We start from the raw sequence: 13,686 nt of genomic DNA on the forward strand, positions 1-13,686 counted from the left end.
CCAAGTTTTCGTGCCGTCCGGAATTGAAGTACAGGAGCGAAGACCGCCACATCGAATACAAAGAACGACTCTGCAAGCCATCACTCTTCGCGCCATGCATACAACCGTTCGGAGGTGGCAAGGAGATGAATCTCTTTCCAGGCACGTAATCGAGATTTTCGCATCCAAACCTTGGAACCGATTGCGCGCCGTAACAGGCCACGCCTCAAAAGCAGGTCTGAGGCGTAGCCATCGAAGGCATTATTCAGTTCCCGGCAGTCAACCGGCAGCCGGATGAGCAATGCCCGCTACCGCATGGCCTGGAGCGGCATCGGGACGCTTTATTCGGCGCGTACTTCAAGCGTCCTGTCGGCCTGAGGCGGAAGAAGGGTCCCGAAGAGCCCTCTTCCCGGAGCATTCCATCGCGGCGCGGTCCCAAAAACAATCGGTCGGGAGACGATACTCCCGACCGATTGCCGCATAAAAGAATCACATCCGTGCCACAGCTACTGCAGCTGTCCCGTCAACTGCGGAGGCAGCACCGGCATGGCACCCTTCTGGGTGCAGACATAGGCGGAGGTCTGGACCGCAAGGGCATGCGCCTCGGCGACGCTCTTGCCCTTCAGGATTGACGAGATGAAGGCAGCGGTGAAGCTGTCGCCGGCACCCACCGTATCGGCCACCTCCACCTTGGGGGTGGGCAGGAACGAGATGTTGCCCGGCGTGAAGACGTAGCTGCCGTTGATTCCGCAGGTGAGAATCAGCATCTTCAGATTGTACTTTCCCAGGAGAATCCAGCACTTGTCCTGAAGGTCGATGCCCGGATAGCCGAACATGCGGCTTACCTGAATCAACTCTTCGTCGTTTATCTTCAGGATGTTGCAGCGCTTCATCGAGTTGCAGAGAATCTCCTTGTTGTAGAAGCCCTGACGCAGGTTGACATCGAAGACTACCAGCGTCTCGTCATTCTCGGGCATGGCATCCAGGAAGCTGCCGATGGTGTTGCGCGACACCACGCTGCGCTGGGCCAGCGAGCCGAAGCAGACCGCCTTCGTCCGGCGGGCGAGCGCCTCGAGCGCAGGAGTGTAGGGGATGTTGTCCCACGCCACATTCTCCTTGATTTCATATTGGGGAACCCCCGCCTGGTCGATGCTCACCTGCACGGTTCCCGTGGCATAGGGCACCGTGGCAATGTGGCAGTTGAGCCCCTTCGAGGTAAAGTTATCCAGAATCTCCTTTCCCAGCGCATCCTCACCCACGGCGCTCACCACGCAACTCGGCAATCCGAACTGGGAGACATGATAGGCGAAATTGGCCGGTGCGCCGCCAATCTTTTTCCCTTCGGGGAGCATGTCCCACAGGACTTCGCCCATTCCTACGACAACATCATTTGCGTTCATTGAATCGGTATTTTAGATTGAACTATATCTTTTTGATTTTCAACGTATAGTAAAGAAGGTAGAGCACTCCGACGGTCATGACGGCAACGGCGCCAATCTGTCCGACGGCATCGGCCGCGTAGCCCATCGCCAGCGGGAAGACCGTACCGCCGAAGAGGCCCATAATCATGAGGCCCGACACCTCGTTCTTCTTGTCCGAGGCATAGACGAGCGTCTGCGAGAAGATGACCGAGAAGATGTTCGAGTTGCCGAATCCAATCAGTCCGATGCCCGTGTAGAGTGGTGCAAGGGTGTCGCACAGAGCCAGCAGGCTCATGCCGACGAGCATCATCAGCACGCTGATGGCGAAGAAGAGCTTCGGCGAGATGGCGCGCAGGATGAATGCCCCGAGGAAGCAGCCGATGGTACGGAAGATGAAGTAGATTCCGGTGGCAAATCCGGCATCCTCGAGCGGAAGACCCAGCCGTTCGATGATGATTTTGGGAGCGGTGGTGTTGGTTCCCACGTCGATTCCGACATGGCACATGATTCCGAGGAAGGAGAGCAGGATGAAGGGCCTGCCGAGCTGCTTGAGGCACTGGCCGATGCTCGACGCCGCAACGGGGCGGTCTTCTTCGATGGACGTAGCGGCCAGCAGCGAGATGGCCAGCAACGAGATGACGGCATAGATGACGAACAGCACCCGCCAGCCCAGGCCGAAGACGGGGAGGAGGGTAGTGGCGCCCCACGCCGCAATAATCGGAGCCAGGAACGAGGCGATGGCCTTGACGAACTGGCCGAAGGTGAGGGTCGAAGCCAGCCGGTCGCTGCTTATAAGGTTCGTAACCAGCGGATTGAGCGACGTCTGCATGATGGCGTTTCCGATGCCGAGCAGCGAGAACGAAGCCAGCATAATCAGATAGCTGTCACCGAAGGTCGGGATGAAGAGCGATACGGCCGTGACCACGAGGCTGATGAGCACCGTGTTTTTCCGTCCGATTTTATTCATCAGCATGCCCGTCGGCACGGAGAAAATCAGGAACCAGAAGAAGACAAGCGAGGGAAAGAGATTCGCCTGTGCATCGGTCAGCCCGAGGTCCTGCTGCACGTAGTTCGAGGCCGTGCCCACGAGGTCGACAAACCCCATGGCAAAGAAGCAGAGCATCACCGGGATAATCCGGAGCAAAAACGATTTGCGGCGGGTGATAAGCGATTGTGACATGGTCAGGTATTATTTAGGTTAGACTTCAAGCAGGGGACATACGCACAGATTCCGCATCGTCGGAACGCCCCTGCAGCGGCAACTGCAGGCGGCAGGCCTCGCCCGTCGTCCGGAAAGGGGCATGGCCCGCAATCGGGCGTCGCAACCCGACACCGCACCTCACGGAGGCCGATGCCGGCGGCGTCAGCTCCCGCTGCATGACCACAGACGGGCTCTTGTCGATGTTCATCTCCACTGCGTATGAGTTCTTCGGTTGGTATCCTGCACGGCCATCTCCGGAACTCCGGAGAGGCGCATACGGTATTGCAAAGTTAGCAACGAACCGGTTCCGAACCTATAAAATATCGTGCATTGTCTGTCAAAATTGTGGCGCGAAGCGTTTGTTTTATGATTACATCCGCATTTTGGGCGAAGAATATGAATTAAATTTGGGACGCCAAAACGAACCTATGCACAGAATCCTTCCTCTCGCTCTATGCCTGCTGCTCTTGTCGGGGCTCTCCGGATGCCATCGGGACAAAGTCTACAGAATCGGCATCTCGCAATGCAGCCAGGACGACTGGCGCACGAAGATGAACGACGAAATCAATCGTGAAATCATGCTTCACAAGGATGCCGTGGTGGAGATTCGTTCGGCCGACGACAGCAGCGCCAGACAAATCGACGACATCCGCTACTTTGTCCAAAACGGCTTCGACATCCTCATCGTGTCGCCCAACGAGGCGGCGGCCCTGACGCCCGTCATCGACGAGGTATACAAAGCGGGGATTCCCGTCGTCATCTTCGACCGCAACATCAACAGCCGCAGCTATACGGCGCGCATCGGCGCGGACGACGAGGGGACCGGGCGCGCCGCGGCCCGCTACGCCATGCACCTGCTCGGGGGTAAGGCCCGTGCCATCGAGATATCCGGACTGAGGGGCTCCACGCCGGCCGCGGCGCGCCATCGGGGATTCGTCCGCGAGCTCGAATCGGCCGGCGGCACGCTGCTGGCCAGCGCCCCGGGCAACTGGAACAAGGAGGATGCCGTCCCCGTCGTGGACTCCCTGCTAAGCATCCATCCCGAAACGAACCTCATCTATGCCCACAACGACCGCATGGCCATCGGGGCGTCGGAGGTTGCCCGCCGCCTCGGACGCGACGACATAAAGATAATAGGTATTGACGCCGCCCCCGACATCGGCATCCGGGCGGTGGCCGACGGCATCATCGATGCGACGTTCCTCTATCCCACGGAGGGGCACCGCCTCGTCCGCACGGCGCTCGCCATTCTGAAGCACGAGCCCTATGAGCGGGAGACCATCCTGCCCGTCTCGTCAGCCGTGGACCGGAGCAACGCCGACATCCTGCTGCGGCAGAACGAGATGCTTAAGGAGGAGACCCGCAAAATCGAACTGCTCAAGACCCGGATTGACCTCTTCCAGGCCGAATACTCCGCCCAGAAGTCGCTCTTATACGCCGGCATCGCCATCATCCTGCTGCTCTGCGGCGTCGGATTCCTCCTGCTGAGAGCCTGGTGGCAGCACAGCCGCCACCAGAAGGAGCTCATGCAGCAGAACCGCCTTCTGGAGGAGGAGCGCGACAAGCAAAAGCGGCTCAACGAACAGCTCGAGAACGCCACCCAGTCCAAACTGATGTTCTTCACCAACGTGTCGCACGACCTGTGCACGCCGCTGACGCTCATCTCGGAGCCCGTTGCGCAGCTCGCCGCAGCCGACAACCTCACCCCGCAGCAGCACACCCTCATGAAGATTGCGGAGAAGAACGTGCGGATACTCCGCCGCCTGATTGACCAGATACTCGACTTCCGCAAATACGAAAACGGCAAGCTGGAGGTCCATCGCTCGGAGGTGGACTTCAACCAATGCATCCGCGAATGGATGGAGTCGTTCCATGCGGTTGCCTGCAAGCGGGGCATCAAACTGGAGCTGGAGGCCCCCGCGGCCGGGCAGTCCCTCCCGCTGGCCATCGACGTGGAGAAAATCGAGCGCGTATTCTTCAATCTGCTCTCCAACGCGCTGAAATATACGCCCCGCAACGGCTCCATCACCGTCCGCTGCCGCTGCGATGCCCGGCAGCTGACCTTCGAGGTCGCCGACACGGGCGAGGGTATCAGCGAGCACGACATCGGCAACATCTTCGACCGGTTCTACCAGGCCGACCGCATCCACCCCCGCGGCTCGGGCATCGGTCTGTCGCTGGCCAAGGCCTTCGTGGAGCTCCACGGAGGCACCATCTCGGTCGAGAGCCAGCTGCACAAGGGAGCCCGCTTCACGGTGACGCTCCCCGTCCGTCACGTCGCCCCGGCCACCACGGAGACCGGAGCGGAAGACGTTGACTCGGCAACAGGGCAGCACAACGTCGAGGCCGAGTTCGAGACGATTGACGACCACACCTCCTTCGACGCCGACAAGCCCATCATCCTCGTCATCGACGACAACCGGGACATCCGGCTGCTCATCAAGGAGCTGATGAGCGCCGACTACAACATCCTCACGGCATCGAACGGCCGGGAGGGGGTGCGGCTGGCGGCCAGATACGTGCCCGACCTGGTCATCTGCGACGTCATGATGCCGGTCATGGATGGACTGGAGTGCTGCCGGCGCATCAAGAACGAGCTTTCGACCTCGCACATCCCGGTTCTGATGCTGACGGCCTGCTCGATGGACGAACAGCGGGCACAGGGATACGACAGCGGAGCCGACGGCTATCTTTCCAAGCCGTTCAGCAGCGCCGTGCTGAAGTCCCGCTGCGCGAGCCTCATCGCCAACCGGAAACGAATCCGTGAGCTGTGGAGCTCCTCCCTCCCGGCAGGCGGCCGGAAGCAGGAGCGCCCGACGTCCGGCCCGAATGCCCCGGCCGGGGACCGGACAACGAATTCTACAACCGCTTCCTCGCCCTGTTCCAGGAGGAGATGGGGAATGCCAACCTGAGCATCGACTCGATTGCCGCCAGGATGGGGCTCGAACGCTCGCAGTTCTACCGCAAAATCAAGTCGCTCACCAACTACGCCCCCGTGGAGCTAATCCGTCTGCTGCGCCTGCAGCGGGGCCGCACGCTCCTCACCACCACGGACAAGAGCATCAGCGAGATTGCCTACGAAACGGGCTTCTCCGCTCCATCCTATTTCACGAAATGCTACCGCGACGTCTACGGGGAGACTCCGACCGACGTCCGCAACAGAGTGGCAAAATAGAGCGCCCGACCGCATCGCCCGCGCTGAAACGCACCTTCTGCCCGGCGAGGTGCGTTTTCGCATTACGCCCTCTCCGCAGGGCGCAGGCCGAGTTCCCGGCGCTCTCCGGACACCGACGCCCGTCCCTTTTTCCGACAGCGCCGCGCCACGACGCAGCTGCGCCGTCCGCACGACGCAGGGATTTGGCTTTTCCGGCGGAATTCGGTACCTTTGTACAGCCGCGCAACCGCGGCCCGCCTCCCGACATGTACTTCATCGACGCCATACGCATGCTCTGCCCGCTCTCCGCCGAGAGCGAACGCCGCCTTGTCGAGGTCACGACCCCCTGCCGCTTCCCGAAGCGCTACCAGCTGGTCCGCGACGGGGAGTTCTGCCATTCGGCCTACTTCCTCGAGCAGGGGATGACCCGCTCGTTCTGGGTCGTCGACGGCGAGGAGGTTACCACCTCCTTCTCGAGCGAGGGCGGAATCGTCTTCAGCATGGACGAGCTCTACTACGGCCGGCGCAGCGAGGAGGTGGTCGAGACACTCGAGGAGACCTCCGCGCGACGGATTGCACTCGACGACCTGCGCACACTCTTCCGCACGAACCTCGAACTGGCCAACTGGGGGCTCATCATCCACCAGAACGAGTACCGGCGGCTCCACCGTTCGCACAAGGAGCGCCTCACGCTCCCGGCCGAGGAGCGCTACGAGGCCTTCTGCCGTCAGTTTCCCGACGTCTGCCGACGGGCCCAGCTGGGCTACATCGCCTCCTACCTGGGCATCTCGCTCTCGACGCTGAGCCGGCTGCGGGCAAAAAAGGCGAAGCGCGGTGCAGGAATTTGACGCAGCGCAAATTTTATTCACCCGCCGCTCCTTAACTTTGCAGCGTCACTGAACTCCGAAAACGACCGCACCATGCTCACCCCCCATACGGCATTCTCCGATTCGAAACCCCACTACGAACTGCTGGACGGCCTGCGCGGCGTCGCCGCTCTGCTGGTGGTCTGGTACCACCTCTTCGAGGCCTTCGCCACCAGCCCCGTCGACCAGCGCTTCAACCACGGCTATCTGGCCGTCGACTTCTTCTTCCTCCTTTCGGGATTCGTGATTGGCTACGCCTACGACGAGCGGTGGGGCCGCGGGCTGCGCATGCGCGATTTCATCAAGCGGCGCCTCATCCGCCTCCACCCGATGGTCGTCCTGGGGGCGCTGCTGGGTGCCGCAGCCTTTTTCGTGCAGGGAAGCGTGCGTTGGAACGGCGAGCCGGTCTCGACCGGCATGGTGCTTGCGGCACTGCTCTGCGGCCTGCTGCTCATCCCCGCATGGCCCGGCGCCGGGCACGAGGTGCGCGGCAACGGCGAGATGTATCCGCTCAACGGCCCCGGCTGGTCGCTCTTCTTTGAGTATCTGGGCAACCTGCTCTACATGCTGCTGCTCCGGCGGCTGCCGACGCGCTGGCTGACGTTGCTCGTCGCCCTCACGGGTGCGGCGCTGGCGGCCTTTGCCATCGGCGACCTGTCGGGATACGGCCATCTGGGGGTAGGGTGGACACTCGCCGGCAGCAACTTCCCGGGCGGAATGCTGCGGCTGCTCTTCGCCTTCCCCGCCGGACTGCTCCTCGCACGGCGCTTCCGCCCGGTGCGCATCCGCGGCGCCTTCTGGCTCTGCAGCCTCTCGCTGGCCGTGCTGCTCGCCATGCCCTATGTCGGCTCGGAGCAGAACCACCTCTTCAACGGCCTCTACGACACGCTCAGCACGCTGCTGCTCTTCCCGCTGCTGCTCTGGCTCGGCGCCTCGGGCCATGCCACGGATGCGGCAACGGCCCGCATCTGCGGCTTTCTGGGCGACATCTCCTATCCGCTCTACATGGTACACTATCCCTCGATGTACCTCTTCTACGCCTGGGTATGGAACCACGGATACACCTTCTCCGAGGTGTGGCCCGTCGCCGCAGCGCTCTTTGCGGGCAACATCCTGCTGGCGTGGTTCGTGCTGAAAATCTACGACGAACCGCTGCGTCGCCTCCTCACGGCTCGCTTCCTCCGGCCGCGCCGGCAGTAGCCCCCCCCGAAATTTTCGCACTTGGGATTTGCTTTTTTTCGTTTCGTTTTCTATTTTTGTCCGCTGAATTGCCTTTCGGCATTCATCGAGACTATGAGGAGCCAGAAACAACAGATTGCAACCATGAACCTCCGGATGCGTTCCGCATACGCCGGCTGGTGCATCGCGGCTTGTTGTTGCTGTTGTTAAAGCTCATCCCGAAGGAGCGGGCTTAAGGCCCGTCCATGCGGCTCCTCTTTTTTCCGCTTTTTACATAATCAAGGTTTTACCCAAACTCATCGTATCCAATGGTGAAGAATAACATTCTGGAAACCATCGGCAATACGCCGATGGTACGCATCAACCGGCTGAACAGCAAACCCAACGTCGAAATATGGGCCAAACTCGAAGGATTCAACCCCACGGGCAGCATCAAGGACCGCATCGCGCTCCAGATGATTGAGCAGGCCGAACGCGAAGGGCGCCTCCGCCCGGGGCAGACCATCATCGAGCCAACATCGGGCAATACGGGCATCGGACTGGCCGTCATCGGCATCGTCAAAGGCTATCCCGTCGAAATCGTGATGAGCCGCGCCGTCTCGGTCGAACGGCGGAAAATCATCCGCTCCTACGGGGCGAAGGTCACCCTGACCCCGGCCGAGGAGGGGACCGACGGAGCCATTCGTCTGGCCCGGCGGCTGGTTGCCGAGCATCCCGGCAAGTACTTCATGCCCGACCAGTTCAGCAACGCGCAGAACTACCAGGCGCACTACGAGAAGACGGCCGCCGAAATCTGGGAACAGACCGAAGGGCGCATCGACTACTTCGTCAGCGCACTCGGTACCTCGGGCACCATCATGGGAATCTCCCGCTTTCTGAAGGCACGCAACCCCGACATCCGGATTGTCTCGGCCCATCCGGTCCGCGGCCACTACATCCAGGGGCTGAAGAACATGGAGGAGGCCATCGTACCGGCCATCTACGACCCCTCGCGCATCGACCTGCAGGTTATGGTCGAGAGCGAGGAGGCCATTGCCATGGCGCGTCAGATTATCGCCCGCGAGGGGATTTTCGCCGGCATGAGCAGCGGCGCCGCCATGATTGCGGCCCTGCACATCGCCGAGCGGATTGACCACGGCAACATCGTCGTCATCTTCCCCGACCGGGCCGAGAAGTACCTCAGCACCACCATGTTCGCCGACCTTGCGGAGGATTAGCGCCGGAAAGTCCTGCGGCATCGCCGGCCGGGCACCCTGTCATCCGGCAACGGTCACTGTGCCGCAGCCGCCGGACACGGCCCGCCGGAAAGCTGAGGCCTCCGGCAGCCGCAAAAACGCCCGAAGGGCGGGACCCCAATGGGTCCCGCCCTTCGGCCTGTTTCGGTATCACCAGAACGTATCGCCCGCGACCGGCGGAGCGCCTCCGGCACACCATCTTCCCGTCACTTGTTCTCTATCAGCGAGCGGATGTTCTGGATAAGCATCGACACGGCTACCGAGTTGAAGCCGCCCTCGGGAATGATGACGTCGGCATACTTCTTCGACGGCTCGACAAACTCCTCGTGCATGGGCTTGACCGTTGTCGTATACTGCGTGATGACCGACTGCATCGTCCGGCCCCGTTCGCAGACGTCGCGCAGGATGCGGCGCGCCAGCCGGATGTCGGCGTCGGTATCGACGTAGACCTTGATGTCCATCAGGTCACGCAGCTCCTTGTTCTCGAAAATCAGGATGCCGTCGACGATAATCACGCGCGAAGGCTTGACGCAGACCGTCTCCGAGGTGCGGTCGTGCTCGACGAACGAATAGACCGGATGCTCGATGGGCACGTTGTCCTTCAGCGCCTTGATGTGTTCGACCAGCATCTGCGTATCGAACGCCTGGGGGTGGTCGTAGTTGAGCTTCGTGCGCTCCTCGTAGGTCAATTCGGGATGCGCCTTGTAGTAGTAGTCGTGGCACAGCGTGGCGACGTCGTCACCCTGAAAGGCCTCCTGCAGACGCTTGACGAGCGTCGACTTTCCCGAGCCGGTTCCTCCGGCCACTCCGATAACGGTAACTTCCATACGGTCAGTTTTTAGGAGTTTTTATCTAAAGAAAAGGATTGCCGCCGCTGAGGGAGACAATCCTTTTCATTGCATACCTGCATCACGCGTCGATGTTGGCGTAATGGGCGTTCTTTTCGATGAATTCGCGGCGGGGCGGCACGTCGTCACCCATGAGCATCGAGAAGATGCGGTCGGCCTCGGCGGCATTCTCGATGTTGACCTGACGCAGGATGCGCGTGTCGGGGTTCATCGTCGTCTCCCACAGCTGGTGGGCATTCATCTCACCCAGACCTTTGTAGCGCTGCACGTGGGCACCCTTGCCGAACTCGGCCGTGATGGTGTCGCGCTCCTTCTCGGTCCAGCAGTAACGCTCCTGCTTGCCCTTCTTGACCAGGTAGAGGGGCGGGGTGGCGATGTAGACGTGGCCGTTCTCGATGAGCTCCTTCATTTTGCGGAAGAAGAAGGTCAGCATCAGCGTGGCGATGTGGCTGCCGTCGACATCAGCATCGGTCATGATGATAATCTTGTCGTAGCGGAGCTTCTCGAGGTTGAGGGCCTTCGAGTCCTCCTCCGTGCCGATGGTCACGCCCAGTGCCGTGAACATGTTCTTGATTTCCTCGTTGTCCCACATCTTGTGCTCCTGCGCCTTCTCGACGTTGAGAATCTTACCGCGCAACGGCATGATGGCCTGGTAGTTGCGGTCGCGACCCGACTTGGCCGTACCGCCTGCCGAGTCACCCTCGACGAAGAAGATTTCGGCAATCGAGCGGTCGCGGCTCGTGCAGTCGGCCAGCTTGCCCGGCAGTCCGACACCCGACAGCGGGGTCTTGCGCTGCACCGCCTCACGGGCCTTGCGGGCCGCATGGCGGGCCTGAGCCGCCAGAATCACCTTCTGCACGATGGCCTTAGCATCCTTGGGATTCTCCTCCAGATAGTGGGCCAGGGCGGCCGACATCGCCTGGTCGACGGCTGCGGCCACCTCGTCGTTGCCGAGCTTGGTCTTGGTCTGACCTTCGAACTGCGGCTCGGCCACCTTAACCGATACCACCGCCGTCAGACCCTCGCGGAAGTCGTCGCCGTTGATGTCAAACTTCAGCTTGGCGAGCATGCCCGAGTCGTCGGCATACTTCTTCAGCGTGCGGGTCAGCGCACGGCGGAAGCCCGTCAGATGGGTACCGCCCTCAATCGTATTGATGTTGTTGACGTACGAATGCACGTTCTCCGAGAAGGAGTCGTTGTACTGCATGGCCACCTCGACCGGCACGCCGTTCTTCTCGGTATCGAGGTAGATAATCGAGGTAATCGGCTCGCCGCGCGTGGCGTCGAGGTAGCGCACGAACTCCTTGAGGCCCTCCTCCGAGTAGAAGCGCTCGCAGAGGAAGTTGCCCTCCTCGTCCTTCTGACGCTTGTCGGTCAGCGTGAGGCGGATTCCCTTGTTCAGGAAGGCCAGCTCGCGCAGGCGGTTGGCCAGAATGTCGTATTTGTACTCGGTCGTATGGGTGAAGATGCTCGCGTCGGGCTTGAAGGTGATGATGGTACCGCGGTCGGTGCAGGTGCCCACAATCTCAACCTCGGAGGTGGGGGTACCCTTGCTGTATGTCTGACGGAAAATCTTGCCGTCGCGGTGAATCTCGGCGATGAGCAGCGTCGAAAGCGCGTTGACGCACGAAACGCCCACACCATGGAGACCGCCCGAGACCTTGTAGCTGCCCTTGTCGAACTTGCCGCCGGCATGCAGCACGGTCAGCACGACCTCGAGTGCCGATTTGCCCTCCTTCTCGTGGAAGTCGGTCGGGATACCGCGGCCATTGTCGCGCACCGTAATGGAGTTGTCCTCGTTGATGGTCACTTCGATATGGGTGCAGAAGCCCGCCAGCGCCTCGTCAATCGAGTTGTCCACGACCTCGTACACCAGATGGTGAAGACCCTTCTCTCCGATATCGCCGATGTACATGGCCGGACGCTTGCGCACGGCCTCCAACCCCTCCAGGACCTGAATATTCGAAGCGGAATACTCTTCGGTCTGCTTCTTTACGTTTTCTTGTTCAGTACTCATTTGTCGCGTTTGAAATATCGTACAAATGTACGAAAAATTTCCGGAGTTTCAAACACTCCGGCCGGGGCATTATGCCGTTTTTACGGGGAAAATCATACAAAGGGAGGATTGCGCCGGAAGCATCCGGTCGAGGGGTCCGCCGTATCCCGCACCGGCCCGAAAAGAGCACGGCGGGCGGCACGCAGCCCCGCCGCCCCGAAGAGCGGAGGCCACGCCGCCGGCACACCCCGGGAGCGCCAACCGATACCGCATGCGCCCCCGCATCCGACCGCGGCTCCCGGTTCCTGGAAAGCATCTGTTCCAGTCCACGGGCGGCACTCGTCCGTGCCCCGGGCATTACAGCATCCGTTCCGCAAGCCGGCGTCCGACACCGACGGTCCGTACATCCGCCGCAAAAGAAAAAGGCGTCCCGGGACCCCGCGACGCCGTGCACTCCGCCAAGCACTCCGCCGAATGCTAACCGAGCTCCGAGAGCAGGTCCACCTCGCGGATGTGCCCCTTGGCAAAGAGGAGCGCGCGGGCAGGGTAGTTCTCGATGAGCGCGGTGTTATGCGTCGACATCACCACGGCGCAGCCCCGCGCGGCAATGTCGCGGAAGAGCTGCATGATGCCCTCGGCCGTCACCGGGTCGAGGTTTCCCGTCGGCTCGTCGGCCAGCAGCACCTTGGGGTCGTTGAGCAGGGCGCGACCGATGACCAGGCGCTGCTGCTCGCCGCCCGAGAGCTCGAAGGGCATCTTGTAGGCCTTCGACTCGAGGTGGACAATCTTCAGAATCTTGTCAATCCGCTGGCGAATCGCGCTCTCCTCCTTCCAGCCCGTCGCCTTCATCACGTAATAGAGGTTCATGAAGACGTTGCGGTCGGTCAGCAGCTGGTAGTCCTGGAAGACGATGCCGATTTTGCGGCGCAGGTAGGGGATATCCCTGCGTCGGAGCCGGCGCAGGTCGAATCCGGCCACATAGCCCTCACCCGTGAGCAGCGGCACCTCGGCGTAGAGCGTCTTGAGCAGCGTGCTCTTGCCGCTGCCCACGCGCCCGAGCAGATAGACGAACTCGCCCTCGGCGACGGTGAAGCTCACCTCCGAAAGCACCATTTCGCCCTCGCGGAGCTGTTTGGCCTCCGACCTGCGTCCGAAAGAGGCATCGGCGTGGTAGATTGCCGCATTCTCGAGTTTTACTACGTAATCGCTCATATCTGGTTATTGCCGGATTTTCTGCCAAAGGTACGCAAAAATCCCGATTATTCCGCCCCCGGCGGGCCATTTTGCACGCCGCGCTTTTGTATTTTCCCGAAAAGAGTTATCTTTGCCTCCGGTTTCCATGAGGACTCGTCCCGTGCGGAACAAATCCGGGGGTGCCCGGTTTTGACAGCAGGCAGAGTCGGATTGTAAGCACGTCGAGCGCTGTGTGGCGGCTCGTAAATCCCGACACTCGACAATCAAATGGCAATAACAGCTATGCACTCGCTGCCTAATTTTCAAGGAAAATTAGCTTAATCGCCGGGTCCAAGGCGGCTTGGCGACGAGTATCCCGGGCGACTGTTCCGCTCCTTAACGGTTGTCCATATGGGGTATCATCAATTTGGAGATAGTGCGACGGAGGGTTCCGGCCGGCGTGCGAAATCAAAGGAACTGGGCTTGGGGTTAGGTTGCCGCCTGCCAGACCCCGGGAGAAGGACCAAACGGCGGATAAGCGTGTAGAAAGCTTTCGGGCTCCTTGTTTGGACGCGGGTTCGACTCCCGCCACCTCCACAAAACGACGAATCGCACCGGTCTTGTTATCAGACCG

General features: G+C 61.0%; 10 protein-coding genes and 1 other RNA gene. 6 read left to right on the forward strand and 5 right to left on the reverse strand.

Going from position 1 to position 13,686, the window contains the following annotated elements; all coding sequences use genetic code 11:
• Positions 1–485 precede the first annotated feature (485 nt).
• Together C8267_RS01145 and C8267_RS01150 are read right to left on the reverse strand one after the other, a co-directional pair.
• Positions 486–1,379 (reverse strand): carbohydrate kinase family protein, encoded by an 894-nt coding sequence (locus C8267_RS01145; protein WP_106633360.1) that lies wholly within the window; start codon positions 1,377–1,379, stop codon positions 486–488.
• Positions 1,380–1,401: 22 nt separating this feature from the next.
• Positions 1,402–2,580, reverse strand: a complete 1,179-nt coding sequence (locus C8267_RS01150) for an MFS transporter (protein WP_106633361.1) — start codon at positions 2,578–2,580, stop codon at positions 1,402–1,404.
• Between the two features lie 449 nt (positions 2,581–3,029).
• Between C8267_RS01150 and C8267_RS01155 the strand changes: the two genes are divergently transcribed.
• From C8267_RS01155 to C8267_RS01175, 5 genes are all read left to right on the forward strand, one after another.
• The gene (locus tag C8267_RS01155; protein ID WP_158699653.1) at positions 3,030–5,513 is read left to right on the forward strand and encodes a substrate-binding domain-containing protein; all 2,484 of its coding nucleotides are present in this window, start codon (positions 3,030–3,032) and stop codon (positions 5,511–5,513) included.
• Complete coding sequence (locus C8267_RS01160; protein ID WP_106633363.1) at positions 5,495–5,776, forward strand: helix-turn-helix domain-containing protein; 282 nt, start codon at positions 5,495–5,497, stop codon at positions 5,774–5,776. The genes C8267_RS01155 and C8267_RS01160 overlap by 19 nt, the downstream gene beginning before the upstream one ends.
• 245 nt (positions 5,777–6,021) lie before the next feature.
• Positions 6,022–6,603 (forward strand): Crp/Fnr family transcriptional regulator, encoded by a 582-nt coding sequence (locus tag C8267_RS01165; protein WP_087361862.1) that lies wholly within the window; start codon positions 6,022–6,024, stop codon positions 6,601–6,603.
• A gap of 72 nt (positions 6,604–6,675) precedes the next feature.
• The gene (locus C8267_RS01170; protein ID WP_106633364.1) at positions 6,676–7,821 is read left to right on the forward strand and encodes an acyltransferase family protein; all 1,146 of its coding nucleotides are present in this window, start codon (positions 6,676–6,678) and stop codon (positions 7,819–7,821) included.
• A gap of 287 nt (positions 7,822–8,108) precedes the next feature.
• Complete coding sequence (locus tag C8267_RS01175; protein WP_106633365.1) at positions 8,109–9,017, forward strand: PLP-dependent cysteine synthase family protein; 909 nt, start codon at positions 8,109–8,111, stop codon at positions 9,015–9,017.
• 224 nt (positions 9,018–9,241) lie between these two features.
• On the opposite strand, the gene udk is transcribed toward C8267_RS01175, so the two are convergent.
• The 3 genes from udk to C8267_RS01190 all read right to left on the reverse strand — a co-directional run bounded on the left by udk (position 9,242) and on the right by C8267_RS01190 (position 13,091).
• A complete protein-coding gene (gene udk, locus C8267_RS01180; protein WP_087361859.1) occupies positions 9,242–9,862 on the reverse strand; it encodes a uridine kinase in 621 nt (206 codons plus the stop codon).
• Between the two features lie 82 nt (positions 9,863–9,944).
• Complete coding sequence (gene gyrB / locus C8267_RS01185) at positions 9,945–11,900, reverse strand: DNA topoisomerase (ATP-hydrolyzing) subunit B (protein ID WP_106633366.1); 1,956 nt, start codon at positions 11,898–11,900, stop codon at positions 9,945–9,947.
• A gap of 456 nt (positions 11,901–12,356) precedes the next feature.
• Complete coding sequence (locus tag C8267_RS01190; RefSeq protein ID WP_087361857.1) at positions 12,357–13,091, reverse strand: cell division ATP-binding protein FtsE; 735 nt, start codon at positions 13,089–13,091, stop codon at positions 12,357–12,359.
• Positions 13,092–13,248: 157 nt separating this feature from the next.
• On the opposite strand from C8267_RS01190, the gene ssrA reads away from it, so the two are divergent.
• Positions 13,249–13,652, forward strand: a transfer-messenger RNA (tmRNA) gene (gene ssrA, locus C8267_RS01195).
• The last annotated feature ends 34 nt before the right edge of the window (positions 13,653–13,686 follow it).

Origin of the sequence: Alistipes sp. Marseille-P5061, assembly GCF_900290115.1 — a bacterium.
GTDB lineage: Bacteria > Bacteroidota > Bacteroidia > Bacteroidales > Rikenellaceae > Alistipes > Alistipes excrementigallinarum.